Origin of the sequence: Pseudomonas sp. RW10S2 (assembly GCF_014268985.1) — a bacterium.
Taxonomy (GTDB): Bacteria; Pseudomonadota; Gammaproteobacteria; order Pseudomonadales; family Pseudomonadaceae; genus Aquipseudomonas; species Aquipseudomonas wayambapalatensis.
This window is the reverse complement of the sequence record NZ_JABWRO010000097.1, coordinates 1-23,854: the sequence shown is the minus strand read 5'-3', so window position 1 is coordinate 23,854 and position 23,854 is coordinate 1. Positions and strand designations below refer to the sequence as shown.

Annotated in this window: 19 protein-coding genes; 14 read left to right on the top strand and 5 right to left on the bottom strand. The window is 63.9% G+C overall.

The window, feature by feature from the left end:
- Nucleotides 1-31 precede the first annotated feature (31 nt).
- Nucleotides 32-976, bottom strand: a complete 945-nt coding sequence (gene choX, locus HU729_RS19215) for a choline ABC transporter substrate-binding protein (RefSeq protein ID WP_186711268.1) — start codon at nucleotides 974-976, stop codon at nucleotides 32-34.
- A gap of 148 nt (nucleotides 977-1,124) precedes the next feature.
- Between choX and HU729_RS19210 the strand changes: the two genes are divergently transcribed.
- Nucleotides 1,125-2,069: a GlxA family transcriptional regulator gene (locus tag HU729_RS19210; protein ID WP_186667462.1), complete on the top strand. Its 945-nt coding sequence runs from the start codon at nucleotides 1,125-1,127 to the stop codon at nucleotides 2,067-2,069.
- A 54-nt stretch (nucleotides 2,070-2,123) separates the two neighbouring features.
- Here the strand turns inward: HU729_RS19210 and HU729_RS19205 are convergent, their stop codons facing one another.
- A complete protein-coding gene (locus HU729_RS19205) occupies nucleotides 2,124-2,525 on the bottom strand; it encodes a lysozyme inhibitor LprI family protein (protein ID WP_054891723.1) in 402 nt (133 codons plus the stop codon).
- A gap of 275 nt (nucleotides 2,526-2,800) precedes the next feature.
- On the opposite strand from HU729_RS19205, the gene HU729_RS19200 reads away from it, so the two are divergent.
- The 6 genes from HU729_RS19200 (at nucleotide 2,801) to HU729_RS19175 (ending at nucleotide 10,605) form a co-directional block, all read left to right on the top strand.
- Complete coding sequence (locus HU729_RS19200; protein ID WP_186667463.1) at nucleotides 2,801-3,778, top strand: dipeptidase; 978 nt, start codon at nucleotides 2,801-2,803, stop codon at nucleotides 3,776-3,778.
- 78 nt (nucleotides 3,779-3,856) lie between these two features.
- Nucleotides 3,857-4,387, top strand: a complete 531-nt coding sequence (locus HU729_RS19195; protein WP_054891724.1) for a DUF5943 domain-containing protein — start codon at nucleotides 3,857-3,859, stop codon at nucleotides 4,385-4,387.
- A 15-nt stretch (nucleotides 4,388-4,402) separates the two neighbouring features.
- Complete coding sequence (gene dgcA / locus HU729_RS19190; RefSeq protein WP_054891725.1) at nucleotides 4,403-6,463, top strand: dimethylglycine demethylation protein DgcA; 2,061 nt, start codon at nucleotides 4,403-4,405, stop codon at nucleotides 6,461-6,463.
- Between the two features lie 173 nt (nucleotides 6,464-6,636).
- Nucleotides 6,637-8,592, top strand: coding sequence for a dimethylglycine demethylation protein DgcB (gene dgcB / locus HU729_RS19185; RefSeq protein WP_186711267.1), 1,956 nt, complete (start codon nucleotides 6,637-6,639; stop codon nucleotides 8,590-8,592).
- Complete coding sequence (locus HU729_RS19180; protein ID WP_186711266.1) at nucleotides 8,592-9,824, top strand: electron transfer flavoprotein subunit alpha/FixB family protein; 1,233 nt, start codon at nucleotides 8,592-8,594, stop codon at nucleotides 9,822-9,824. The genes dgcB and HU729_RS19180 overlap by 1 nt, the downstream gene beginning before the upstream one ends.
- Nucleotides 9,825-9,834: 10 nt before the next feature.
- Nucleotides 9,835-10,605 (top strand): electron transfer flavoprotein subunit beta, encoded by a 771-nt coding sequence (locus tag HU729_RS19175; protein ID WP_186711265.1) that lies wholly within the window; start codon nucleotides 9,835-9,837, stop codon nucleotides 10,603-10,605.
- A 680-nt stretch (nucleotides 10,606-11,285) separates the two neighbouring features.
- Here HU729_RS19175 and gbcA read toward each other — a convergent pair.
- On the bottom strand, nucleotides 11,286-12,578 hold the full coding sequence (gene gbcA / locus HU729_RS19170) for a glycine-betaine demethylase subunit GbcA (protein ID WP_186667467.1): 1,293 nt from the start codon (nucleotides 12,576-12,578) through the stop codon (nucleotides 11,286-11,288).
- A 296-nt stretch (nucleotides 12,579-12,874) separates the two neighbouring features.
- Between gbcA and gbcB the strand changes: the two genes are divergently transcribed.
- Complete coding sequence (gene gbcB / locus HU729_RS19165; RefSeq protein ID WP_186667468.1) at nucleotides 12,875-13,975, top strand: glycine-betaine demethylase subunit GbcB; 1,101 nt, start codon at nucleotides 12,875-12,877, stop codon at nucleotides 13,973-13,975.
- Between the two features lie 56 nt (nucleotides 13,976-14,031).
- Here gbcB and HU729_RS19160 read toward each other — a convergent pair whose 3' ends face one another.
- Nucleotides 14,032-15,651, bottom strand: coding sequence for a methyl-accepting chemotaxis protein (locus HU729_RS19160; RefSeq protein WP_186711264.1), 1,620 nt, complete (start codon nucleotides 15,649-15,651; stop codon nucleotides 14,032-14,034).
- Nucleotides 15,652-15,920: 269 nt separating this feature from the next.
- Between HU729_RS19160 and HU729_RS19155 the strand changes: the two genes are divergently transcribed.
- Together HU729_RS19155 and HU729_RS19150 are read left to right on the top strand one after the other, a co-directional pair.
- The gene (locus HU729_RS19155; RefSeq protein ID WP_054892145.1) at nucleotides 15,921-16,151 is read left to right on the top strand and encodes a hypothetical protein; all 231 of its coding nucleotides are present in this window, start codon (nucleotides 15,921-15,923) and stop codon (nucleotides 16,149-16,151) included.
- Complete coding sequence (locus HU729_RS19150; RefSeq protein WP_186667471.1) at nucleotides 16,148-16,450, top strand: cell division protein ZapA; 303 nt, start codon at nucleotides 16,148-16,150, stop codon at nucleotides 16,448-16,450. Before HU729_RS19155 ends, HU729_RS19150 begins: the two co-directional genes overlap by 4 nt.
- A 114-nt stretch (nucleotides 16,451-16,564) precedes the next feature.
- Here the strand turns inward: HU729_RS19150 and HU729_RS19145 are convergent, their stop codons facing one another.
- Nucleotides 16,565-17,605 carry a low specificity L-threonine aldolase gene (locus HU729_RS19145; RefSeq protein ID WP_186711263.1) on the bottom strand — a complete coding sequence of 347 codons (1,041 nt, stop codon included), beginning with the start codon at nucleotides 17,603-17,605 and terminating at the stop codon, nucleotides 16,565-16,567.
- Nucleotides 17,606-17,915: 310 nt separating this feature from the next.
- Here HU729_RS19145 and HU729_RS19140 point away from each other — a divergent pair, with 310 nt between their 5' ends.
- From HU729_RS19140 to HU729_RS19125, 4 genes are read left to right on the top strand one after another with little or no spacing between them, the layout of a single operon-like run.
- On the top strand, nucleotides 17,916-19,169 hold the full coding sequence (locus HU729_RS19140) for a serine hydroxymethyltransferase (protein WP_063542290.1): 1,254 nt from the start codon (nucleotides 17,916-17,918) through the stop codon (nucleotides 19,167-19,169).
- 15 nt (nucleotides 19,170-19,184) lie between these two features.
- On the top strand, nucleotides 19,185-20,435 hold the full coding sequence (locus HU729_RS19135) for a sarcosine oxidase subunit beta family protein (protein ID WP_054892149.1): 1,251 nt from the start codon (nucleotides 19,185-19,187) through the stop codon (nucleotides 20,433-20,435).
- 16 nt (nucleotides 20,436-20,451) lie between these two features.
- A complete protein-coding gene (locus tag HU729_RS19130; protein ID WP_186711262.1) occupies nucleotides 20,452-20,787 on the top strand; it encodes a sarcosine oxidase subunit delta in 336 nt (111 codons plus the stop codon).
- Nucleotides 20,784-23,801: a sarcosine oxidase subunit alpha gene (locus tag HU729_RS19125; RefSeq protein ID WP_186667474.1), complete on the top strand. Its 3,018-nt coding sequence runs from the start codon at nucleotides 20,784-20,786 to the stop codon at nucleotides 23,799-23,801. Before HU729_RS19130 ends, HU729_RS19125 begins: the two co-directional genes overlap by 4 nt.
- Nucleotides 23,802-23,854 lie beyond the last annotated feature (53 nt).

Sequence of the window (23,854 nt, the reverse complement as noted above, 5' to 3'; positions counted from 1 at the left end):
TAGGAGCGGGCTTGCCCGCGAAGAGGCCGGGTCAGTTGGCGGTGAGCTTGAGGTTGTCAGCCGCCGGCTTGCCGTCGAAGGTGGTCACGCCTTCAAGCCAGCGGGCCTTGTCTTGTGGGTGGTCCTTGAGCCACTGGCGTGCCGATTCCAGCGGGTCCTTGTGGTCGAGCAGCGGCTGCATCATGCGGCTCTCGTCCTCGGCGCTGAATTTCAGGTTGGCCAGCAGGCGGTTGGCGTTGGGGCAGCGTTCGGCGTAGTCGGGCGCGGTCACGGTCCAGACCGTGGCACGGCCTTCGTCCGGGCCCAGGGCGTCCTGGCTGTCACCCAGGTAGACCATGTCGATGTTCACGTTCATCGGGTGCGGCGCCCAGCCGAAGAACACCACGGCCTCCTTGCGGCGCACGGCGCGATCGACGGCGGCGAGCATGCCGGCCTCGCTCGACTCGACCAGCTGGAACTTGCCCAGGTCGAACTTGTTGCTGGCGATCATCGCCTTGATCTGGGTGTTGGCGCCCGAGCCGGGCTCGATGCCGTAGATCTTGCCGCCCAACTCCTTCTCGAACTTGTGGATGTCGGCAAAGCTCTTCAGGCCCTTGTCGGCCAGGTACTTGGGTACTGCGAGCGTGGCGCGGGCGTCTTCCAGGCTGGGCTGGTCGAGCACCTTGACCTGCTTGGCGTCGACGAACGGGGTGATGGTCTGGGTCATGATCGGGTTCCAGTACCCGAGGAACATGTCCAGGCGCTTGTCGCGGATGCCCGCGAAGATGATCTGTTGCGAGGCGCTGGTCTGTTTGGTCTGGTAGCCCAGGCCGTCGAGCAGGACCTGGGCCATGGCGCTGGTGGCGATGACGTCGGTCCAGTTGACCACACCGAGGCGCACGTTCTTGCATGCGGCGGGCTCGGCGGCGAAAAGCGGGGTGACCACGGTGGTGCTGAGAGCGAGGGACAACAGGCTGCGGCGGATAAAGCGATGCATGGTGGCTCTCCATCGGCAGTGCGTATTGTTATGGGATCCGGCCTCTGCGGGCCGTGGGAAAAAAGTTACGCCCATGGCACAGTGGGCAATCGCACGCTGGCGACCAAGAGTTGCACTGCAGCGACCACCCACTTCCCAGGAGTCAGCGATGCCGGAAACGATCCAGTTTCTTCTCTTGCCGGGATTTTCTGCGTTGGGCTTCATCAGTGCGGTGGAGCCCTTGCGGGTGGCCAATCGCTTTCGCGGAGCGCTGTATCGCTGGCAGGTGCTGAGCCTGGACGGCGGCCCGGTGCAGGCCAGCAACGGCATGTCGGTCAATGCCGACCAATCGCTGTCTGACAGCGAGCGGGGAGGGATGCTGCTGGTTGTCGCCGGCTTCGAGCCGCTGGCCTGCTATGGCCCTGTGCTGCAACAGGCGCTGCGGCGCGTCGAGCATGACGGCGGCACGCTCGGCGGCATCGATACCGGTGCGCTGGTGCTGGCCGAAGCGGGCCTGCTCGACGGCTATCGCGCGACCTTGCACTGGGAGGCGCTGGAGGCGTTCAAGGAGCGCTATCCGCGCCTGCAGGCGACTCAGGAGCTGTTCGAGATCGACCGGCGGCGGATCACCTGCGCGGGAGGGACGGCGTCCATCGATCTGATGCTCGACCTGATCGCCCAGGCCCACGGCAGCGAGCTGGCGATCCAGGTGTCGGAGCAGTTCGTGGTCAGCCGTATTCGTCCGCGCCAGGACCACCAGCGCATGGAAATCGCCACGCGCTACGGCATTCGCAACAAGAAGCTGGTGAAGGTGATCGGCGAAATGGAGCGCAACACCGAGCAACCGCTCAACACCCAGGTGCTGGCCGATGCCGTGCAGGTGACCCGTCGTCAGTTGGAGCGCCTGTTTCGCCTGCACCTGGACGACACGCCCAGCGGCTTCTACCTGCGGCTCAGGCTGGACAAGGCCCGACAACTGCTGCGCCAGACCGACATGAGCGTGCTGGAAGTGGGTGTGGCGTGCGGGTTCGAGTCGGCGTCGTATTTCACCCGCTGTTATCGGGCGCGGTTCGAACGTTGCCCGCGGGAGGACAGGTTGGCCAGGGCGGTGTGATGGGGGCTGCGCTGGCCCTTTCGCGGGTTTGGCCGCGAAAGGGCCATTAGATAATCACTGCTGCCCCACCGACTGCAGATACTCCGACCGCTCATCGCTACGCTGCGCCACGCAGGTATTCCACGCCGCCTCGAAGGCCTTGCTGCCGGGTTTCTCGGCATAGGTCTCGACCTTGCAGTCGGCATCGCGCAACTGGGTCCAGAGCTTCTCGGCCGCCTCCATGCGTCCGCTGAGCGCAACGGCCTTGTCGTTTTCGTCCGCGTACTGGTCACGGATGCGCTGGATCAGGTCGTCATAGGCGGCCTTCAGTTCGCGTTCGGCGGTCTGCTTGTTGTACGCCGCGCACGCATAGGTCTGCTGGTCGGTCTCGACATTGTCGCAGGGCGTGCTTTCTTCTTCGGCGGCCTGGGCGCCCAGCGCCACGAACAGCAGTACCAGCCATGCCTTTGATTTCATCCGTTTTCTCCTGAACAGGCTGACGAATCGTCGAGATTCTCGCTCAGCCTAGAGCCGGGTGGTAGAGGGCAAAGAAAATGTTCATAAACGGTTCTTGTCGAGACTCGCTCTCATTGCCCAGCAGCGCGCCAGAGCTTGCCATGTCGCTCATTGACGCTTTCGGCAAACCCCCTGTCGTTTTTGCATCGGGGCGACACAGGCCGCAGGCATATGCTGGCCCCAAAGCGCCGGCACACGATTCGGCGTCGCCCAACTCGACAAAAGGGGACAGCCTGATGAGCCCAGCCGAATTACACGCCGACAGCATCGTCATCGATGGCCTGATCATCGCCAAGTGGAACCGCGAGCTGTTCGAAGACATGCGTAAAGGCGGGCTGACCGCAGCCAACTGCACCGTGTCGGTCTGGGAAGGGTTCAAGGCCACGGTCGACCAGATCGCCGCCAGCCAGAAACTGATCCGCGACAACAGCGACCTGGTGATGCCGGTGCGCACCACAGCCGACATCCGCAAGGCCAAGGAGCTGGGCAAGACCGGCATCCTCTTCGGCTTCCAGAACGCCCATGCGTTCGAAGACCAGATCGCCTACGTGGACGTGTTCAAGCAGCTGGGCGTGGGCATCGTGCAGATGTGCTACAACACCCAGAACCTGGTCGGCACCGGTTGCTACGAGCGTGACGGCGGCCTGTCGGGCTTCGGCCGCGAGATCGTCGCCGAGATGAACCGTGTCGGCATCATGTGCGACCTCTCGCACGTGGGCTCCAAGACTTCCGAGGAAGTCATCCTCGAATCGAAAAAGCCGGTCTGCTATTCCCACTGCCTGCCGTCGGGCCTTAAAGAGCACCCGCGCAACAAGTCCGATGCAGAGCTGAAGTTCATCGCCGACCACGGCGGCTTCGTCGGCGTGACCATGTTCGCGCCGTTCCTGGCCAAGGGCATCGACTCGACCATCGACGACTACGCCGAGGCCATCGAGTACACCATGAACATCGTCGGTGAAGACGCCATCGGTATCGGCACCGACTTCACCCAGGGCCATGGCCAGGAATTCTTCGAGTACCTGACCCACGACAAGGGCTACGCCCGTCGCCTGACCAACTTCGGCAAGATCATCAACCCGCTGGGCATCCGCACCGTGGGCGAATTCCCCAACCTCACCGAGACCCTGCTCAAGCGCGGCCATTCCGAACGCGTGGTGCGCAAGATCATGGGCGAGAACTGGGTGAACGTTCTCAAGGATGTGTGGGGCGAATAAAGCCGCACTCCGAGCCTGAAAGCCCTTGCCAGCAACGCCGGGGCATCCAAACAAAAAATTTTATGGAGTTGAGTTTCCATGGCCAAGATCGCCCCGCAATTGCCAATCGAAGTCGACAGCGAGACCGGTGTCTGGACGTCCGATGCCCTGCCGATGCTGTACGTACCGCGGCATTTCTTCGTCAACAACCACATTGGCATCGAGGAAGTGCTGGGCGCCGACGCCTATGCCGAGATCCTCTACAAGGCGGGTTACAAGTCTGCCTGGCACTGGTGCGAAAAAGAAGCCGAGTGCCATGGCCTGGAAGGCGTGGCGGTGTTCGAGCACTACATGAAGCGCCTGAGCCAGCGTGGCTGGGGCCTGTTCGAGATCCAGGACATCGACCTCGACAAAGGCACGTGCAGCGTCAAGCTCAAGCACTCGGCGTTCGTCTACGTGTATGGCAAATGCGGCCGCAAGGTCGACTACATGTTCACCGGCTGGTTCGCCGGTGCCATGGACCAGATCCTCGCTGCCCGTGGCAGCTCGATCCGCACTGTGGCGGAGCAGGTCTATGGCGGTTCTGAAGAAGGCCACGAAGATGGCCTGTTCGTTACAAAGCCGTTGTAAGCCGGAGAGAGCGTCATGGCATTCGAAGCAATGTTCCAGCCGATCCAGATCGGCAAGCTGACCATCCGCAACCGCGTGCTCAGCACCGCGCACGCCGAGGTCTACGCCACCGATGGCGGCATGACCACCGAGCGCTACGTGAAGTACTACGAAGAGAAGGCCAAGGGCGGCATCGGCCTGGCCATCTGTGGCGGCTCGTCGGTGGTTGCCATCGACAGCCCGCAGCAATGGTGGGCCTCGGTGAACCTGTCCACCGACCGCATCATCCCGCACTTCCAGAACCTCGCCGACGCCATGCACAAGCATGGCGCCAAGATCATGATCCAGATTACCCACATGGGCCGTCGCTCGCGCTGGGACGGTTTCCACTGGCCGACCCTGATGTCGCCGTCCGGCATTCGTGAGCCGGTGCACCGCGCCACCTGCAAGACCATCGAGGTGGAGGAGATCTGGCGGGTGATCGGCAATTACGCCCAGGCCGCGCGCCGGGCGAAGGAAGGCGGACTGGACGGCGTGGAGCTGTCGGCGGTGCACCAGCACATGATCGACCAGTTCTGGAGCCCTCGGGTCAACAAGCGTACCGACGAATGGGGCGGCAGCTTCGAAGGCCGCATGAAGTTCGGCCTGGAAGTACTCAAGGCGGTACGCGCCGAGGTCGGCGACGACTTCTGCGTGGGCATGCGCATCTGCGGTGACGAATTCCACCCCGATGGCCTGAGCCACGAGGACATGAAGCAGATTGCCGCGTACTACGACGCCACCGGCATGATCGATTTCATCGGCGTGGTCGGTTCGGGTTGCGACACCCACAACACCCTGGCCAACGTCATCCCCAACATGAGCTACCCGCCGGAGCCGTTCCTGCACCTGGCGGCCGGCATCAAGGAAGTGGTCAAGGTCCCGGTGCTGCACGCGCAGAACATCAAGGACCCGAACCAGGCCACGCGCATTCTCGAAGGCGGCTATGTCGACATGGTCGGCATGACCCGTGCGCACATGGCCGACCCGCACCTGATCGCCAAGATCAAGATGGGCCAGATCGACCAGATCAAGCAGTGCGTCGGTGCCAACTACTGCATCGACCGTCAGTACCAGGGCCTGGACGTGCTGTGCATCCAGAACGCCGCGACGTCCCGTGAATACATGGGCGTGCCGCACATCATCGAGAAGTCCACCGGACCGAAACGCAAGGTGGTGGTGGTCGGTGCCGGCCCTGCCGGCATGGAGGCCGCACGGGTGGCCGCCGAGCGTGGCCATGACGTCACCGTGTTCGAAAAGAAGGAGCAGATCGGCGGGCAGATCACCATCGCCGCCAAGGCACCGCAGCGCGACCAGATCGCTGGCATCACCCGCTGGTACCAACTCGAGTTCGCGCGCCTGAAGGTCGACCTGCGCCTGGGCACTGCGGCAGACATCGCGACCATCCAGGACCTGCGCCCGGACATCATCGTGCTGGCGGTGGGCGGTCATCCGTTCATCGAGCAGAACGAGCACTGGGGCGCCGCCGAAGGGCTGGTGGTCAGTAGCTGGGACGTGCTCGACGGCAAGGTCGCACCGGGCAAGAACGTGCTGGTGTACGACACCATCTGCGAATTCACCGGCATGTCCACCGCTGATTTCATCGCCGACAAGGGCAGCCAGGTCGAGATCGTCACCGACGACATCAAGCCGGGCGTGGCCATGGGCGGCACGACCTTCCCGACCTACTACCGCAGCATCTACCCCAAGGAAGTGATCATGACCGGGGACATGATGCTGGAGAAGGTCTACCGCGAGGGCGACAAGCTGGTGGCGGTGCTCGAGAACGAATACACCGGGGCCAAGGAAGAGCGTGTGGTCGACCAAGTGGTGATCGAGAACGGCGTGCGCCCGGACGAGGAGCTGTACTACGGGCTCAAGGAGGGTTCGCGCAACAAGGGCCAAATCGACATCGACGCTCTGTTCGCGATCCAGCCGCAGCCGATCCTCAGCCAGCCGGGCGAGGGCTACCTGCTGTACCGCATCGGCGACTGCGTGGCCCAGCGCAACGTGCATGCGGCGATCTATGACGCCTTGCGGTTGTGCAAGGATTTCTGATCGATCTGTCGGCACACACCGGCCCCCGTGGGAGCGGGCTTGCCCGCGAAAGCGTCAGCACCAACAACAGGGGTGTCTGACCTGGCGCATTCGCGGGCAAGCCCGCTCCCACAGGGCCGGTGCAGGATTCCAGGGGCCTGAACCCCTTGCAACCGCTGTTGTGGGAGCCTCCCATGTTGAACACCCTTCTACCCATCCTGCTGTTCGCCGCACTCGCCCTGGCGGTGCTCGGCGCCCTGCGCCGGGTGCGCATGTGGCGGCGCGGGCGGCCGAGCAAGGTCGACCTGCTCGGCGGCCTGCTGGCCATGCCGCGGCGCTACCTGGTCGATCTGCACCATGTGGTCGAGCGCGACAAGTACATGTCCAAGACTCACGTGGCCACTGCAGGTGGCTTCGTCCTGTCGGCGCTGTTGGCGATCCTGGTGCATGGCTTCGGCCTGCAGAGCAAGATCCTTGGCTACGCGCTGCTGGTTGCTACGGTGATCATGTTCAGCGGCGCGATCTTCGTCTTCAAGCGTCGTCTGAATCCGCCTTCGCGCCTGTCCAAGGGCCCGTGGATGCGCCTGCCGAAAAGCCTGCTGGTATTCGCCGCGAGCTTCTTCATCGCCACCCTGCCGGTGGCGGGCATCCTGCCGGCCAATACCGGCGGCTGGGTGATGGTCGGCATTCTCGGCCTTGGCGTGCTGTGGGGTGTGTCGGAGCTGTTCTTCGGCATGACCTGGGGCGGGCCGATGAAGCACGCCTTCGCCGGTGCCCTGCACCTGGCCTGGCACCGCCGTGCCGAGCGTTTCGGCGGCGGTCGCTCCACTGGCCTCAAGCCGCTCGACCTGGAAGACCCGAACGCGCCGCTGGGCGTGGAAAAACCGGTCGATTTCACCTGGAACCAGCTGTTGGGCTTCGACGCCTGCGTGCAGTGCGGCAAGTGCGAGGCGATGTGCCCGGCATTCGCCGCCGGCCAGCCGCTGAACCCGAAAAAGCTCATCCAGGACATGGTCATCGGCCTGGCCGGTGGCACCGATGCGACCTTTGCCGGCAGCCCTTACCCCGGTAAACCGGTTGGTCAGCATGGCGGTCATCCGCACCAGCCGATCGTCAACGGCCTGGTCGATGCCGAGACGCTGTGGTCGTGCACCACCTGCCGCGCTTGCGTGGAGGAGTGCCCGATGATGATCGAGCACGTCGATGCCATCGTCGACATGCGCCGCCACCTCACGCTGGAAAAGGGCGCGACGCCGAACAAGGGCGCCGAGGTGCTCGACAACCTGATCGCCACCGACAACCCCGGCGGCTTCAACCCCGGTGGGCGGATGAACTGGGCCGCCGACCTGAACCTGAAACTGCTGTCGGACGTGAAGAGCACCGAGGTGTTGTTCTGGGTCGGCGACGGCGCCTTCGACATGCGCAACCAGCGCACCCTGCGTGCCTTCGTCAAGGTGCTCAAGGCCTCGGGTGTGGACTTCGCCGTGCTCGGCCTGGAAGAACGCGACAGCGGTGACGTGGCCCGTCGCCTTGGCGATGAAGCGACCTTTCAGCACCTGGCCAGGCGCAACATCCAGACCTTGGGCCAATACCGCTTCCAGCGCATCGTCACCTGCGATCCGCACAGCTTCCATGTGCTGAAGAACGAATACGGCGCCCTGGGCGGCGAGTACCAGGTGCAGCACCACAGCACCTACATCGCCGAACTGATCGCCGCCAACAAGCTCAACCTCGGCCAGCACAAGGGCGGTAGCGTGACCTACCACGACCCGTGCTACCTGGGGCGCTACAACGGCGAGTACCAGGCCCCGCGCGACGTGCTCAAGGCCTTGGGCATCGAGGTGCGCGAGATGCAGCGCTCGGGCTTCCGTTCGCGTTGCTGTGGCGGTGGCGGCGGTGCGCCGATCACCGACATCCCGGGCAAGCAGCGTATCCCCGACATGCGCATGGACGATATCCGCGAGACCGAGGCCGAACTGGTGGCGGTAGGTTGTCCACAATGCACGGCGATGCTTGAGGGTGTGGTCGAGCCGCGCCCACAGATCAAGGACCTGGCCGAGTTGGTCGCCGATGTGCTGATCGAAGACGAGACGCCCGCCGCTGCGAGCAAATCGAACCTGGTAGAACGTGAACCTGCGGAGGTGCACTGATGAGCGACATCATCCGCCGCGATCCTCGCGCCGAGTGGATTGCCCGTAACCGCCTGCATCCGCTGCACGCGGCGATGCAGACGCAACAGGCCCGCTGGATGGGCCCCAACGGGCTGATTCGCAAGAACCCCCACGCCATCGCTGCCGGCTTCATCGGCCCCAGCGGCCTCAAGCGTATCGACCGCAGCGGTGCCCAGCAGGGCACGGCGATCGGCGGTCGGCGCACGGCAGCCGCCGAGGTGCAATTGCCCTTGCATCAGGTGGCGGATCCGGCGTTCTACATCGCCGTGGTGCCCGACATGGTCGGTGGCCGCCTCGGCAGCCACGACCGCGACCTGCTCGGCCTTGCCCGCAGCCTTGCCGGCAGTGAGGGGGCAGTGCTTGCGGTCGTCTTTGGCGAACACAAGGAAAGCCACTTTTCCACAGCCGGTGTCGACCGCCTGCTGGTCATCGATGGCGAAGCATTCGAAGGCTATGTGCCCGAGCAGCTTGTCCAGGGCTTGCGGGCTGTGGATAACCAGTTTGCGCCGCAGCACTGGTTGCTGCCTGACAGCCGCACCGGTGGCGGCGAACTGGGGCGGCGCCTGGGGGCAGCGCTCGGCGAGCGCCCGGCCACGCGGGTCTGGCAGATCAAGGACGGCCAGTGCATCGGCCGTGCCGGCGCCGGCCAGCAGGACCTGCAGCGCGGCCTGCCGCGCCTGATACTGGCCGCCGCCGAATGCGCCGAGCCGGTCAGCGAAACCCGTCACGAAGCGCTGCCGGTCACGTTGTCCACAGGCGTGGCGCGCAGCCTGTCGCGCATCGAAGACCTCGGATCGGTGGCGGTAGACCCGGCGGCCATCGCCATGGCCGAAGCTGAATTCATTGTCTCCGGCGGCAACGGTGTGAAGGACTGGGCACTTTTCCACAGGGCAACTGCGGCCCTGGGGGCAACCGAGGGCGCCTCGCGGGTCGCCGTGGACGACGGCTTCATGCCGCGCAACCGCCAGGTCGGTGCCACCGGTACCTGGGTCACGGCGCGGGTCTACGTGGCGGTGGGGATCTCCGGGGCCATCCAGCACCTGCAAGGTATCGGTGCCTGCGACAAGGTGGTGGCGATCAACATGGATCCCGGCTGCGACATGATCAAACGGGCCGACCTGTCGGTGATTGGCGACAGCGCGGCGATTCTCCAGGCACTGATCGAGGCTGTGGACAACTACCGCAGCGGCGCTCGGCGCGACGCGGCATAAGGGCACGAGCATGAGTACGAAAGTCATCAGCCTGGTTTCCATCGGCGCTCACCCCAGCTCTGGTCGCGCTCGCCGCGCCGAGCAGGATGCACGCGCTGTCGAATTGGGCTTGCAGCTGGCTGGGGATAACTTGCAGGTGGTACATGCCGGCGACCCGCGCGAAGAGGCCCTGCGCGGCTACCTGGGCATGGGCCTGGAGCATCTGGATGTGCTCGAGCAGCCTGCGGGGGCCGATGTGCTGGGGGTGCTGGGGGATTACCTGCGCGACGCTGGTGCTCAACTGGTGCTGACCGGCAGCCAGGCCGAGACGGGTGAAGGCTCGGGCATGCTGCCGTTTCTGCTGGCCGAGAGGCTGGGCTGGCCGTTGGTGGTGGGCCTGGCTGAGGTGGAGTCGATCGAGAATGGCACCGCCCAGGTGCTGCAGGCCTTGCCGCGCGGTCAACGACGCCGGTTGAAGGTACGCCTGCCGTTGCTGGCGACTGTGGATAACGCCGCGCCCAAGCCGCGCCAGAGCGCCTTTGGCCCTGCGCGGCGGGGTGTGCTGGCGGCGCGTAACGTGGCGGTGGTGGACGATGAACTGCTCGAAGGCGACGCCTTGCAGCCTGCCCGCCCGCGGCCCAAGCGGCTCAAGGTGATCAAGGCCAAGAGCGGCGCCGATCGGATGAAGGCAGCCACGGCCAAGGCCAGTGGCGGTGGCGGCAAGGTGCTCAAGGATGTTTCCCCGCAGGAGGGTGCCGAAGCGATCCTCAAGTTGCTGGTGGAGGAAGGCGTGTTGCGCTGACTGGTTGGGGCTGTTGTAGGAGCGGGCTTGCCCGCGAAAAAGACACCGCGCTGCCTGGCACGGGCTACGCCCGTGTTCGCGGGACAAGCCCGCTCCCACAGAGAGTTGCCCACCAAATCTGTTCGCGATCCTGTGAATAAAGTGTTCGCGCTTCGCTACAGCCCTTTGAAATCAATGCGTGTAGAGCATTGATCAAAAAACATACAGCCCGCTCCGTGAATCACCCATGGCAATCCCGGGTCATTCCCATGAGGTTTCCCACAATCACTGTTGGCGGCTCTGTGGATAATATGTTGGGCAACCGCTGGATGCCTTGATTTCATTGGCCTGCAAGCTATTGGTCAATAATTGACCAAAGTCGCCTTAATCACTCTCAAGGTCATGATTGACAAGGGGTCAAGGCCATTATCCACAGCACTTTTCCACGCGGTCTGCATGTGCCCACAAAATCTGTTGGCGTATCTGTGGACAAGGTGTTCGATATTGCTTGCAGGCCTCTGGATCAAAGGCTTTCAGAGAATTGATCAAATAATGATCAGTCTGTCGTCTGCCGAGGCTCGACTTCTGTCCACAGAACATCTGAACAACTCTGTGGATAACATGTTCAGTTCCTTTGGATTGCAATGTAAAACGCCACGGCCGATCGCTCGGCCGTGGCGTTTATCAACACCCGTGAAGGCTTACTGCGCCTTGACTTCCTTCAGGTATGGCGCAGGTTCCGCACCCAGGTTGGCCAGGACGCGGTCGCTGTACCAGTCGATGAAGTTGACCACACCGAACTCGTAGGTCTTCGAGTACGGGCCCGGCTGGTAGGCGGTGGAGTTGATCCCGCGCTGGTTCTCTTCGGCCAGGCGGCGGTCCTGGTCGTTGGTGGCATCCCACACCTTGCGCATCTGCTCGGGGTCGTAATCGACGCCTTCGACGGCATCCTTGTGCACCAGCCACTTGGTGGTGACCATGGTTTCCTGGGCGCTGATCGGCCACACCGTGAAGACGATCATGTGATCGCCCATGCAGTGGTTCCAGGAGTGCGGCAGGTGCAGGATGCGCATCGAACCGAGGTCGGGGTTCTTGATGCGGCCCATGAGCTTCTTGCACGCCTGCTTGCCGTCCATGGTCATCGACACGGTGCCCTTGAGCAGCGGCATGCGCACGATGCGGTTACGCAGGCCATGGCTCTTGTGCAGGTAAGGGATCTTCTCGGCTTCCCAGGCGGCAGCGGAAGCGGCGACGTGGTCCTTGAACGCCTGGTCGGCGCGCGGGTCGTTGGTGTCGTCCCACTCCAGCAGGGTCTTGAGCAATTCAGGGTGCGAACCGTTGCAGTGGTAGCACTCGCGGTTGTTTTCCAGCACCAGTTTCCAGTTGGCCTTTTCCATCAAGGTGGTCTGCACGGCCACCTTGGCGTTCTCCATGTCGTACGGTTCCATGTAGTGGTCGAGCGTGGCCAGGAACTCGTCGATGGCCGGCGGATTTTCCGCCAGGCTGATGAAGATGTAGCCGCCGGCAGTCTTCACGTTGATCGGCTTGAGGCCGTACTGGTTCATGTCGAAGTCGGCGCCCATCTCGGTGCCGGCGAACAGCAGGCGGCCGTCGAGCTCGTAGGTCCACTGGTGGTAGGGACAGACCAGCTTGGCCACCTTGCCCTTTTCGCTGACGCACAGCCGCGAACCGCGGTGGCGGCAGACGTTGTGGAAAGCGTGCACCTTGCCTTCGGCGCCGCGGATGACGATCACCGGGTTCTTGCCGATCTGCAGGGTGAGGTAGTTGCCTTTCGATGGAATTTCGCAGGTCATCCCCGCGATCAGCCACTCCTTGTGGAAGATCTCCTGCATGTCGATCTGGAACAGGCGCTCGTCGCAGTAGAACGGCTGCGGCAGCGAGTAGGTCCGCTCGCGGGTCTGCAGCATCTCGGCGGTGGCCTTGCGTGCAGGTTCCAGTGGATCGCCCAGGCTCAGGGTTGCGGTGACGTCCATCGTTATATCCTCAAGGCCGTTGTCGGCCGGCGAAAGGTGGCTAATCGTTGTTGTGGTTGGCGCAAGGCTGTCAGCGAAAAAACGGCGGTTCTATTTGCCGAGGAGTGTGCGTTCGCGCCGTTCGCGAACCATATCCATGGGCGACATGGCCGAATCGAATTCCGACGCGCCAACCCTTGTACCTTGGGGCTGGTCGCGATAAGCACGCCGATGTCGCGGATGGGAATGTGCGACGTCACGGCGTTGCGCATTATCGCAGCCATAAGAAGGCCGATAGTCGGCTGCTGGAGAAGAACATGTCCGAAACCTTCCTCAATCCGGTCACCACCCAGACCTGGGCCAACGGCCGACACATCGTGCGCTGCGTCAAGGTCATCCAGGAGACCTGGGACGTGCGCACTTTCTGCTTCATGGCCGACCAGCCGATCATGTTCTTCTTCAAGCCGGGCCAGTTCGTGACGCTGGAGCTGGAGATCGAAGGCAAGCCAGTGATGCGTTCCTACACCATCTCCAGCTCGCCATCAGTCCCCTACAGCTTCTCGATCACCGTCAAGCGCGTGCCCGGCGGGCTGGTATCGAACTTCCTCCACGACACCTTGCACGAAGGCGCAGAGCTTCCCGTGCACGGCCCGGTGGGGTTGTTCAACGCCATCGACTTCCCGGCCAACAAGGCGCTGTACCTTTCCGGCGGCGTCGGCATCACCCCGGTGATGTCCATGGCGCGCTGGTTCTACGACACCAACGCCAACGTCGACATGGTGTTCGTGCACAGCGCCCGCTCACCCAAGGACATCATCTACCACCGCGAGCTGGAACACATGGCCTCGCGCATCCCCAACTTCAGCCTGCACATCATTTGCGAGAAGCACGGCCTGGGCGAGCCCTGGGCGGGCTATCGCGGCTACCTGAACCAGCGGCTGATGGAGTTGATCGCGCCTGACTACCTCGAGCGGGTGATCTTCTGCTGTGGGCCGACGCCCTACATGAACGCGGTCAAACGCATGCTCGAAGCGGTCGGCTTCGACATGAAGAACTACCACGAGGAATCGTTCGGCGCGACGCCGGCCGAGGCCAAGGCCGATGCGGTCGAGCATGCCGAAGCGGCGGCCGAGGCGCCGGCAGTGGATGTGGCGGACCTCAACCTGGTCGAGTTCGTCGGCAGCGAGAAGAGCATTCGCATCGCCCCGGGCGAGACGGTGCATGCGGCGGCGGCGAAAGTCGGGCTGATGATTCCCAAGGCCTGCGGCATGGGCATCTGCGGCACCTGCAAGGTGCTCAAGCTCGGCGGTGAGGTGGAGATGGACCACAACGGCGGGATCACCGAGGACGACGAAGCCGAAGGCTACATCCTGTCGTGCTGCAGCGTGCCCAAGGGGGATGTGCGGATCGACTACTGATCCGTTGCACCGTAACTGCAGGAGTGGCGAATTGCCGCTCCTGCAGGATTGCGTGGTCAGGTGCGGAACCGCCCCACCAGCCCATTCAGATCCACTGCCAGGCGCGACAGCTCGGCGCTGGCCATGCTGGTCTGGTGTGCGCCGGTCGCGCTCTGCACCGACAGGTCATTGATGTTCACCAGGTTGCGGTCCACCTCGCGGGCCACCTGGGCTTGCTCCTCGGCAGCGCTGGCGATCACCAGGTTGCGCTCGTTGATCTGCGCCACGGCGCTGGTGATGGTGTCCAATGCAAGGCCAGCGCCGCGAGCGATGTTCAGGGTCGATTCGGCGCGATCGGTACTGGTACGCATCGATTCCACCGCATGCTCGGTGCCGCCCTGGATGCTGCCGATCATCCGCTCGATCTCGCTGGTCGATTGCTGGGTGCGATGGGCCAATGCCCGCACCTCGTCAGCCACCACCGCGAAGCCTCGTCCAGCCTCGCCGGCACGTGCCGCTTCGATGGCGGCGTTGAGTGCCAGCAGGTTGGTCTGGTCGGCCAGGCCGCGGATCACGTCCAGCACCTTGCCGATATCGCGTGATTGCCCGGCCAGATCCTCGATCAGCCTGGCGGTGGTCTGCACGTCGCTGCTCATGCGTTCGATGGCGCCGACCGTCTCGATCACCAGGTCGCGGCCATCGCCGGCCGAGCGGCTGGCTTCACCCGAGGCCTCCGAGGTGCTGACGGCATTGCGGGCAACCTCTTCGACGGCGCTGGTCATCTCGGTAACCGCAGTGGCGGCCTGCTGGATCTCGTTGTTCTGCTGGGCCAGGCCGCGCGCGCTTTCGTCGGTGACGCTGTTGAGTTCCTCGGCGGCCGAGGCGAGCTGGGTGGCAGAGCCTGAGATCAGTTGCAGGGTGTCGCGCAGCTTGTCCTGCATCTTGGCCATGGCCTGCAGCAGACGGGCGGCTTCGTCGGTGCCGTCGGTGCTGACGCGCTGGGTGAGGTCGCCTTCGGCGATCTGTTCGGCGGCGCGCAGGGCGTCGTCGATCGGACGCACGATGCTGCGTGTCAGCAGCAGCGCGAACAGCAACGTGAGCACCGTGGCAGCCACCAGCAGGCCAATCACCAGCATGAAGGCGCTGTCGTACTGGCGTGCGGCTTCCTCGTTGGCCTTGCGCGTCTGCGCGGTGTTGATCTGCAGCAGGCGGTCCATGGCCTTGTTGATCTGGTCGGAGTTGGCCAGCAGGTCGCGGTTGAGCATCTCGCGCAGAGGATCGAGCTGGCCGGCCTGGCTCAGGCTGCGCATACGGGCTTCAAGCTGGCGGTACTGCGCCAGCAACTGGCCGAGCTGGTCGAATGCGGCCTGTTCCTCAGGCTCGGCGATCAGCGGCACGTAGGCGCTACGAGCCTTGTCGATCTGGGCGTTGCGTTCGTCCATCAGGCGCATGGTATCGGCCTGCGAATCCCGGTTGACCAGCAGTCGATAGGACAGGGTGCGCAGGCGCAGATTGAGCGCGGTCATTTCGTCCAGCAGCTTGATACTCGGGACATTGACCTGCTCGATGATGATGCCCGCCTGCCGGATATTGCCCATCTGGATGAGTGAAAAAATACCTAGGCTAAGCATCAGCACACCGATCAGGGAAAAGCCGAGCAGGGCGCGTGGGGCGATATTCAGATTGCGTAGGGACATGACGTCGAGATCCGGAGGGAAGGCTCGCGTCCATGCGAAGGAATTTGACCTACCTGCCTATCGGTCGGAACGCACGAGTCTTTAGGCAATGGGGGGCTAAACGAGGATTTACACTCGTTCTTCCTGACAGGCGGTTGATCCAGGCCGGAACAAGGTGCCCGCAAGCCTGTCAATCTGCCGGAACACACCCTCCCTTACCTGATTTTTAATGGCGGGGGCGCGAGCTTTTCTTTATCGTGTGCGCCCTTTGCAACAACCGAGATAGACGTATGTTGGAAGCATCCCTGAATCAACTGGAGCAACTGGTCGGCGACCTGATGCACAAGAACGCACAACTGACCGAGCAGAACCAGAAGCTCGATCAGGAACTGGCCCAGGCCAAGGAAGAGAACGAGACCCTGCAGCTGTCGCTGATGGAGCAGGAAGAGAAGCACGGCGCTACCGCCGCGCGCATCCAGGCGCTGGTCGAGCGTGCCAGTGCAGGTGTCGTAGGCGCATGAGACTGCAAGCGCAGCCGATCAATGTGGTGAACATTCTCGGCACCGACTACTCGCTGAAGGCGCCCGAGGGCCAGGAAGAGACGCTCTCGCAGGCCGTGCGCATGCTCAACGTCGCTCTGGCCGAGACCAAGCGCAACTACCCCACATTGATCGGCGACAAGTTGCTGGTGCTGGCAGCCCTGAACCTGTGCTCCAGGCAGATCGAGTTGCAGCGCGAGCACGCGCAGACGCTCGAACGCACTCAGGCGAAGGTGGATGCTGCGGTGGACGCTATCGCCCGGACCATCGGCGAGGCCTGAATCCAGGCTTGAGGCAGGGCAACGTCTTGCTGATGACCTTGAGTGGAGGAGCGGGCTTGTCGGGCCCCCACAAGCCCGGTCCCAAACAGCCCGCTCTCGCCGAGTGCCTTTCGATCAGCCGCCGATGATTGCGCGGATATCGGCCGCCAGCTCACGCACCCGCGCTTCTTCGGTATCCCACGAGCACATGAAGCGCGCGCCACCGCTACCGATGAAGGTGTAGAAGCGCCAGCCCTTGCCGCGCAGGGCTTCGATGGCGAATTCCGGTAGTTGCAGGAACACCCCGTTGGCTTCCACCGGGAACATCAGCTCGACACCCGGCAGGTCACTGACCAGCGAAGCCAGCAACTGCGCGCAGTGGTTGGCATGCTGTGCGTGACGCAACCAGGCGCCGTCTTCCAGCAGCCCGACCCAGGGCGCCGACAGGAAGCGCATCTTCGAGGCCAGCTGCCCGGCCTGCTTGCAGCGGTAGTCGAAGTCTTCGGCCAGGTCGCGGTTGAAGAACAGGATCGCCTCGCCCACCGCCATGCCGTTCTTGGTGCCACCGAAGCACAACACATCGATGCCCGCCTTCCAGGTCAGCTCTGCCGGCGAACAGCCGAGGAACGCGCAGGCGTTGGAGAAGCGTGCGCCATCCATGTGCAGGTTCAGGCCCAGCTCCTTGCAGGTGGCGCTGATTGCCTTGAGCTCGTCGGGGCGATACACGCTGCCGACTTCGGTGGCCTGGGTGATGGTGACCACGCGCGGCTTGGGATAGTGGATGTCCTGGCGTTTGAGCGCGACCTCGCGGATCGAGTCCGGGGTCAGCTTGCCGTTGACGCTGCGTGCGGTCAGCAGCTTGGAGCCGTTGGAAAAGAACTCCGGCGCGCCGCATTCGTCGGTCTCGACGTGGGCGGTCTCGGAGCAGATCACGCTGTGGTAGCTCTGGCACAGCGAGGCCAGCGCCAGGGAGTTGGCGGCAGTACCGTTGAAGGCGAAGAACACCTCGCAGTCGGTTTCGAACAGCTTGCGGAAATATTCCGAGGCGCGTTCGGTCCACTGATCGTCGCCATAGGCGCGTTCGTGGCCCTGGTTGGCCTTTTCCATCGCCGCCCAGGCTTCAGGGCAGATGCCGGAATAGTTGTCGCTGGCGAATTGTTGGTTGTTATCGGTCATGACGCCTGTCCTTTTTACGACGCAAGGCAGCACTCTAAACCATCGATTCAGCAGTTGCCTATACAAGCCGAGTGTGGGGTGTCAGTGCCGGCCTCTTCGCGGGCAAGCCCGCTCCTACAAGGTTCACCACGGCCCCCGTAGGAGCGGGCTTGCCCGCGAAGAGGCCGCTACTGACACACCACCAATGTCGTAAACGCGCCATTGCAAGGCGCGCGCAGGCATCTGTGCCCCCCGGCCCAGTCATACCATCGCCGCAAAGGGTGAGAAGACCCTCATCAGACAAGAAGCGATCGCTGCCGGGAGAAACACGATGTTCAGCAAGCAAGACCAGATCCAGGGTTACGACGATGCACTGCTGGCGGCGATGAATGCCGAGGAACAGCGCCAGGAAGATCACATCGAGCTGATCGCCTCGGAGAACTACACCAGCAAGCGCGTCATGCAGGCCCAGGGCAGCGGCCTGACCAACAAGTACGCCGAAGGCTATCCGGGCAAGCGCTACTACGGTGGCTGCGAGCACGTCGACAAGGTCGAGGCACTGGCCATCGAGCGCGCCAAGCAGCTGTTCGGCGCCGATTACGCCAACGTCCAGCCGCACTCCGGCTCTTCGGCCAACAGCGCGGTCTACCTCGCCCTGCTGCAGGCCGGTGACACCATCCTGGGCATGAGCCTGGCCCACGGTGGCCACCTCACTCACGGTGCCAAGGTGTCGTCCTCGGGCAAGCTTTACAACGCCGTTCAGTACGGAATCGACACCAATACCGGCCTGATCGACTACGACGAAGTCGAGCGCCTCGCCGTCGAGCACAAGCCGAAGATGATCGTCGCAGGTTTCTCGGCCTACTCGAAAACCCTCGATTTCCCACGTTTCCGCCAGATCGCCGATAAAGTCGGTGCGCTGCTGTTCGTCGACATGGCCCACGTTGCCGGTCTGGTCGCTGCGGGCCTGTACCCGAACCCGATTCCTTTCGCCGACGTGGTCACCACCACCACCCACAAGACCCTGCGCGGTCCGCGTGGCGGCCTGATCCTGGCCAAGTCCAACGAAGAGATCGAGAAGAAGCTCAACGCTGCCGTATTCCCTGGCGCCCAGGGCGGCCCGCTGATGCATGTGATCGCCGCCAAGGCAGTGTGCTTCAAGGAGGCGCTGGAGCCCGAATTCAAGACCTACCAGAAGCAGGTCATCGAGAATGCCCAGGCCATGGCCCAGGTGTTCATCGAGCGTGGTTACGACGTGGTTTCCGGCGGCACCGACAACCACCTGTTCCTGGTCAGCCTGATCCGCCAGGGCCTGACCGGCAAGGATGCTGACGCCGCCCTCGGCCGCGCACACATCACCGTCAACAAGAACGCTGTGCCCAATGACCCGCAGTCGCCGTTCGTCACCTCGGGCCTGCGCATCGGCACCCCGGCCGTCACCACCCGCGGCTTCAAGGTTGCCCAGTGCGTGGCGCTGGCGGGCTGGATCTGCGATGTGCTGGACAACCTGGGCGACGCCGACGTCGAAGCCGATGTCGCCAAGAACGTCGCCGCCCTGTGCGCCGACTTCCCGGTCTACCGCTGAGTGGAGTAGAACACCATGCAACGCTATTCGGGCTTCGGCCTTCTCAAGCACTCCCTCAGCCACCACGAGAACTGGCAGCGCATGTGGCGCACGCCGACCCCCAAGAAGGTCTACGACGTGGTCATCGTTGGCGGCGGCGGCCATGGCCTGGCCACGGCTTACTACCTGGCCAAGGAACACGGCATCACCAACGTCGCGGTGGTCGAGAAGGGTTACCTGGGCGGTGGCAACACCGCGCGCAACACCACCATCGTGCGTTCCAACTACCTGTGGGATGAGTCCGCGCACCTCTACGAACACGCCATGAAGCTGTGGGAAGGCCTGTCGCAGGACATCAACTACAACGTGATGTTCTCCCAGCGCGGCGTCTACAACCTGTGCCACACCCTGCAGGACATCCGCGATTCCGAGCGCCGGGTCAACGCCAACCGCCTCAATGGTGTCGATGGCGAGCTGATCCTCACCGACCAGGTCGCGGCCGAGATCCCGTACCTGGACTGCTCGAAGAACACCCGTTACCCGATCCTGGGCGCCACCGTGCAGCGTCGCGGCGGCGTGGCCCGCCACGATGCGGTCGCCTGGGGCTTCGCCCGGGCCGCCGACGCCCTGGGTGTGGACCTGATCCAGCAGACCGAAGTCATTGGTTTCCGCAAGGAGAACGGTGCGGTGATCGGTGTGGAAACCAACAAGGGCTTCATCGGTGCCAAGCGCGTCGGCGTGGTCACTGCCGGTAACTCCGGGCACATGGCCAAGCTTGCCGGCTTCCGCCTGCCGCTGGAGTCGCACCCCCTGCAGGCACTGGTGTCGGAGCCGATCAAGCCGATCATCGACTCGGTGATCATGTCCAACGCCGTGCACGGCTACATCAGCCAGTCCGACAAGGGCGACCTGGTGATCGGCGCCGGCATCGACGGTTGGGTCGGTTATGGCCAGCGTGGCTCGTACCCGATCATCGAGCACACCCTGCAGGCGATCGTCGAGATGTTCCCGATCCTGTCGCGCGTGCGCATGAACCGCCAGTGGGGCGGCATCGTCGACACCACCCCGGATGCGTGCCCGATCATCTCCAAGACCCCGGTCAAGAACATGTTCTTCAACTGCGGTTGGGGCACGGGCGGCTTCAAGGCCACTCCGGGCTCGGGCAACGTCTTCGCGGCGAGCCTGGCCAAGGGCGAGATGCATCCACTGGCCGCGCCTTTCTCCATCGACCGTTTCTACAACGGCGCGCTGATCGACGAACACGGCGCTGCTGCCGTCGCCCACTGACCCGGAGACAATCGTCATGTTGCAAATCTTCTGTCCCCACTGCGGCGAGCTGCGCTCCGAAGAAGAATTCCACGCTTCAGGCCAGGCGCACATCGCCCGCCCGCTGGACCCGAACACCTGCTCCGACGAAGAGTGGGGCACCTACATGTTCTTCCGCGACAACCCGCGCGGTATCCACCACGAGCTGTGGGACCACGTCGCCGGTTGCCGCCAGTACTTCAACGTGACCCGTGACACGGTGACCTACGAGATTCTCGAAACCTACAAGATCGGTGAGAAGCCTCAGGTGACCGCCGCATCCAGACAAAGCGCCGCACCGGCGACCGCCAAGGGCCAGGGAGAAATAGTATGAGCCAGGTCTATCGCCTCGCCAGCGGCGGTCGCATCGACCGCAGCAAGGTTCTGAACTTTACCTTCAACGGCAAGACCTACCAGGGTTATGCCGGCGATACCCTGGCCGCCGCGCTGCTGGCCAACGGTGTCGAGATCGTCGGGCGCAGCTTCAAGTATTCGCGCCCGCGCGGGATCATCGCCGCCGGTACCGAAGAGCCGAACGCTATCCTGCAGATCGGCTCCAGCGAAGCCACCCAGATCCCCAACGTGCGTGCCACCCAGCAGGCCCTGTATTCGGGCCTGGTGGCCAGCAGCACCAACGGCTGGCCGAACGTCAACAACGACGTGATGGGCATCATCGGCAAGGTCGGCGGCAACATGATGCCGCCGGGGTTCTACTACAAGACCTTCATGTATCCCAAGTCGTTCTGGATGACCTACGAGAAGTACATCCGCAAGGCGGCGGGCCTGGGCCGTGCACCGCTGCAGAACGACCCGGACAGCTACGACTACATGAACCAGCACTGCGACGTGCTGATCGTCGGTGCCGGCCCGGCAGGCCTGGCTGCTGCACTGGCGGCCGGCCGTAGCGGGGCGCGGGTGATCCTGGCCGACGAACAGGAAGAGTTCGGCGGCAGCCTGCTCGACAGCCGCGAGACCCTCGACGGCAAGCCGGCCGCCGACTGGGTGGCTGCGACCCTTGCCGAGCTGCAGGGGCTGGCCGAAGTCACCCTGCTGCCGCGCAGCACGGTCAACGGTTACCACGACCACAACTTCCTGACCATCCACGAGCGCCTCACCGACCACCTCGGTGACCGCGCGCCGATCGGCCAGGTACGCCAGCGCGTGCACCGTGTGCGGGCCAAGCGTGTGGTGCTGGCCACCGGCGCCCACGAACGTCCGCTGGTGTACGGCAACAACGACCTGCCGGGCAACATGCTGGCCGGAGCGGTTTCCACCTATGTGCGCCGTTATGGCGTGGCGCCGGGCCGCAAGCTGGTGCTGTCGACCAACAACGACCATGCCTACCGCACCGCCCTGGACTGGCACGATGCCGGCCTGCAGGTGGTCGCCATCGCCGATGCGCGCCACAACCCGCGCGGTTCGCTGGTCGAGGAGGCGCGTGCCAAGGGGATCCGCATCCTCACCTCCAGCGCGGTGATCGAAGCCCGTGGCGGCAAGCACGTCACCGGTGCCCGTGTGGCGGCCATCGATGTGCCTGCACACAAGGTCACCAGCCCTGGCGAATGGCTCGAATGCGACCTGGTTGCCACTTCCGGGGGCTACAGCCCGGTGGTGCACCTGGCCTCGCACCTGGGCGGGCGCCCTGTCTGGCGTGACGATATCCTCGGCTTCGTGCCGGGCGATGCGCCGCAGAAGCGTGTGTGCGTCGGTGGCGTGAACGGCGTCTATGCGCTGGGCGACACCCTCGCCGATGGTTTCGAAGGCGGTGTTCGCGCCGCCACCGAGGCCGGCTTCAAGGCCAGCGTCGGCAGCCTGCCCAAGACCGTGCAGCGCAAGGAAGAGGCCACCGTGGCGCTGTTCCAGGTGCCGCACGACAAAGGCACTGCGCGCGCCCCGAAACAGTTCGTCGACCAGCAGAACGACGTCACTGCTGCCGCCATCGAGCTGGCCACCCGCGAAGGCTTCGAGTCGGTCGAGCACGTCAAGCGCTACACCGCGCTGGGCTTCGGCACCGACCAGGGCAAGCTGGGCAACATCAACGGCCTGGCCATCGCCGCCCGCTCGCTGGGTATCACCATTCCGGAAATGGGCACCACCATGTTCCGTCCCAACTACACGCCGGTCACGTTCGGCGCGGTGGCGGGCCGTCATTGTGGCCACCTGTTCGAGCCGGTGCGCTTCACCGCGCTGCACGCCTGGCACGTGAAGAACAACGCCGAGTTCGAGGATGTCGGCCAGTGGAAGCGTCCGTGGTACTTCCCCAAGCCTGGCGAAGACATTCACGCCGCCGTGGCTCGTGAGTGCAAGGCGGTGCGTGACAGCGTGGGCCTGCTCGATGCTTCCACGCTCGGCAAGATCGACATCCAGGGCCCGGATGCGCGCGAGTTCCTCAACCGCGTGTACACCAACGCCTGGACCAAGCTCGATGTGGGCAAGGCCCGCTACGGCCTGATGTGCAAGGAAGACGGCATGGTCTTCGACGACGGTGTGACCGCCTGCGTCGGCGACAACCACTTCATCATGACCACCACCACTGGCGGCGCCGCCCGTGTGCTGCAGTGGCTGGAGCTGTACCACCAGACCGAATGGCCGGAGCTGAAGGTGTACTTCACCTCGGTCACCGACCACTGGGCGACCATGACCCTGTCCGGTCCCAACAGCCGCAAGCTGCTGGAGCAGATCAGCGATATCGACCTGGACAAGGACGCCTTCCCGTTCATGAGCTGGAAGGAAGGCAACGTCGGTGGGGTGCCGGCGCGGGTGTTCCGTATCTCGTTCACCGGCGAGCTGTCTTACGAGGTCAACGTCCAGGCCAACTACGCCATGGGCGTGCTGGAAAAGATCATCGAGGCGGGCAAGCAGTACAACCTCACGCCGTACGGCACCGAGACCATGCACGTGCTGCGTGCCGAGAAGGGCTTCATCATCGTCGGCCAGGACACCGACGGCTCGATGACGCCGGACGACCTGAACATGAGTTGGTGCGTGGGCCGCAACAAGCCGTTCTCGTGGATCGGCCTGCGCGGCATGAACCGCGAGGACACCACCCGCGAGAACCGCAAGCAACTGGTCGGCCTCAAGCCTGTGGACCCGAACGTGTGGCTGCCTGAAGGTGCCCAGCTGGTGTTCGATCCCAAGCAGCCGATCCCGATGGACATGGTCGGTCACGTCACCTCCAGCTACAAGGCCAACTCCCTGGGCTATTCGTTCGCCATGGGCGTGGTCAAGGGTGGCCTCAAGCGCCTCGGCGAGCGGGTCTATTCGCCACAGGCCGACGGCAGCGTGATCGAGGCAGAGATCGTGTCTTCGGTGTTCTTCGATCCGAAGGGTGAGCGGCAGAACGTCTAAGGCATTGGAAGACCACGCCGGACCCTGTGGGAGCGGGCTTGCCCCGCGATTGC

Excerpts from the sequence above, each read along its gene's own strand:
- HU729_RS19140 (WP_063542290.1), top strand. The coding sequence starts at position 17,916 with ATGTTCAGCAAGCAAGACCAGATCCAGGGTTACGACGATGCACTGCTG.
- dgcB (WP_186711267.1), top strand. The coding sequence starts at position 6,637 with ATGTTGAACACCCTTCTACCCATCCTGCTGTTCGCCGCACTCGCCCTG.
- HU729_RS19125 (WP_186667474.1), top strand. The coding sequence starts at position 20,784 with ATGAGCCAGGTCTATCGCCTCGCCAGCGGCGGTCGCATCGACCGCAGC.
- HU729_RS19205 (WP_054891723.1), bottom strand. The coding sequence starts at position 2,525 with ATGAAATCAAAGGCATGGCTGGTACTGCTGTTCGTGGCGCTGGGCGCC.
- gbcA (WP_186667467.1), bottom strand. The coding sequence starts at position 12,578 with ATGGACGTCACCGCAACCCTGAGCCTGGGCGATCCACTGGAACCTGCA.
- HU729_RS19160 (WP_186711264.1), bottom strand. The coding sequence starts at position 15,651 with ATGTCCCTACGCAATCTGAATATCGCCCCACGCGCCCTGCTCGGCTTT.
- HU729_RS19135 (WP_054892149.1), top strand. The coding sequence starts at position 19,185 with ATGCAACGCTATTCGGGCTTCGGCCTTCTCAAGCACTCCCTCAGCCAC.
- gbcB (WP_186667468.1), top strand. The coding sequence starts at position 12,875 with ATGTCCGAAACCTTCCTCAATCCGGTCACCACCCAGACCTGGGCCAAC.
- HU729_RS19130 (WP_186711262.1), top strand. The coding sequence starts at position 20,452 with ATGTTGCAAATCTTCTGTCCCCACTGCGGCGAGCTGCGCTCCGAAGAA.
- HU729_RS19155 (WP_054892145.1), top strand. The coding sequence starts at position 15,921 with ATGTTGGAAGCATCCCTGAATCAACTGGAGCAACTGGTCGGCGACCTG.
- choX (WP_186711268.1), bottom strand. The coding sequence starts at position 976 with ATGCATCGCTTTATCCGCCGCAGCCTGTTGTCCCTCGCTCTCAGCACC.
- HU729_RS19175 (WP_186711265.1), top strand. The coding sequence starts at position 9,835 with ATGAGTACGAAAGTCATCAGCCTGGTTTCCATCGGCGCTCACCCCAGC.
- HU729_RS19210 (WP_186667462.1), top strand. The coding sequence starts at position 1,125 with ATGCCGGAAACGATCCAGTTTCTTCTCTTGCCGGGATTTTCTGCGTTG.
- HU729_RS19200 (WP_186667463.1), top strand. The coding sequence starts at position 2,801 with ATGAGCCCAGCCGAATTACACGCCGACAGCATCGTCATCGATGGCCTG.
- HU729_RS19150 (WP_186667471.1), top strand. The coding sequence starts at position 16,148 with ATGAGACTGCAAGCGCAGCCGATCAATGTGGTGAACATTCTCGGCACC.
- dgcA (WP_054891725.1), top strand. The coding sequence starts at position 4,403 with ATGGCATTCGAAGCAATGTTCCAGCCGATCCAGATCGGCAAGCTGACC.
- HU729_RS19195 (WP_054891724.1), top strand. The coding sequence starts at position 3,857 with ATGGCCAAGATCGCCCCGCAATTGCCAATCGAAGTCGACAGCGAGACC.
- HU729_RS19145 (WP_186711263.1), bottom strand. The coding sequence starts at position 17,605 with ATGACCGATAACAACCAACAATTCGCCAGCGACAACTATTCCGGCATC.
- HU729_RS19180 (WP_186711266.1), top strand. The coding sequence starts at position 8,592 with ATGAGCGACATCATCCGCCGCGATCCTCGCGCCGAGTGGATTGCCCGT.